General features: G+C 38.0%; 1 protein-coding gene. It reads left to right on the top strand.

The features are described 5' to 3' along the window. Positions 1-120: 120 nt before the first annotated feature. Positions 121-1377 carry an ISL3 family transposase gene (locus AKK44_RS08150; protein ID WP_054279272.1) on the top strand — a complete coding sequence of 419 codons (1257 nt, stop codon included), beginning with the start codon at positions 121-123 and terminating at the stop codon, positions 1375-1377. Positions 1378-1385: the final 8 nt, after the last annotated feature.

The raw sequence follows: 1385 nt of genomic DNA, 5'->3' as shown, positions 1-1385 counted from the left end.
GGCTCTATAATTTCTGTAGTGGGTAACTCCACTCTGGAGATTATAGGGCTTTTTGAGTACCAAAAAAGTCCCATAAGACTTATAATGAAAAGCGACCAAACCATCATTAGAAAGTATCTTATGGAACACATCAATAATACCACATTGCTTATCGGAATTAAAGACAAAAATATTACCTTGACGAAAGCTATTCAACACGATACCCATATCGAAGTCATCGCTACACTTGATTATCACCCTCCTAAATGTAAGCACTGTATGGGAAAACAAATCAAATACGACTTCCAAAAGCCTTCTAAAATCCCTTTTATTGAGATTGCGGGTTTCCCTAGCCTCATTCGCTTGAAAAAGAGACGATTTCAATGCAAAGCCTGTCGGAAAGTCACGGTATCTGAAACAACTCTCGTTAAGAAAAATTGCCAAATTTCTGAGATGGTGAGACAGAAAATCGCTCAGCTATTGCTCAATAGAGAAGCTCTTACCTATATTGCTTCTAAGCTAGCTATCTCTACTTCAACCGTCTATCGCAAGCTCAAGCAATTTCGATTCCAAGAAGATTACACCACTTTGCCAGAAGTGCTCTCCTGGGATGAATTCTCTTATCAAAAGGGGAAATTAGCCTTTATCGCCCAAGATTTCAATACTAAGAAAATCATTACAATCCTCGATAACAGACGCCAAACTACCATCCGAAATCATTTCTTTAAGTACTCCAAGGAAGCTAGAAACACAGTGAAAATCGTTACTGTTGATATGTCAGGGAGCTATATCCCTCTCATTAGACGGCTATTTCCAAATGCCAAAATCGTTCTCGACCGCTTCCACATTGTCCAGCACATGAGCCGTGCGCTTAATCAGACTAGAATCAAAATCATGAAGCAATTTGATGATAAATCTCTGGAATACAGAGCTCTTAAGTACTACTGGAAACTCATTCAAAAAGATAGCAGGAAACTGTCTTCTAAGCCTTTCTATGCTCGAACGTTTAGAGAAACATTAACTCCAAAAGAGTGTTTGAACAAAATGTTTAATCTAGTCCCTGAACTTAAAGATTACTATGACCTTTACCAGTTACTCCTTTTCCACCTGCAAGAGAGGAATACTAAGCATTTTTGGGAATTAATTCACGATACATCATCACATCTTAATCAGACTTTTAAAACAGTCTTGAATACGTTTATTCGCTATCGAGATGACATCACCAATGCCATTGAATTGCCTTACTCTAACGCTAAGTTAGAAGCCACTAACAAACTTATCAAAGACATCAAGCGCAATGCTTTTGGTTACAAGAACTTTGACAATTTCAAAAAACGCATTTCCCTCGCTTTGAATATAACAAAAGAGAAGACGATATTCGTCTCCTCTCGCGTTTAGCTATAAGC

It is taken from the genome of Streptococcus phocae (genome assembly GCF_001302265.1).
Taxonomy (GTDB): Bacteria; Bacillota; Bacilli; order Lactobacillales; family Streptococcaceae; genus Streptococcus; species Streptococcus phocae.
Note: the sequence above shows the minus strand (reverse complement) of the source record. Positions and strands in the feature narration are given on the sequence as shown.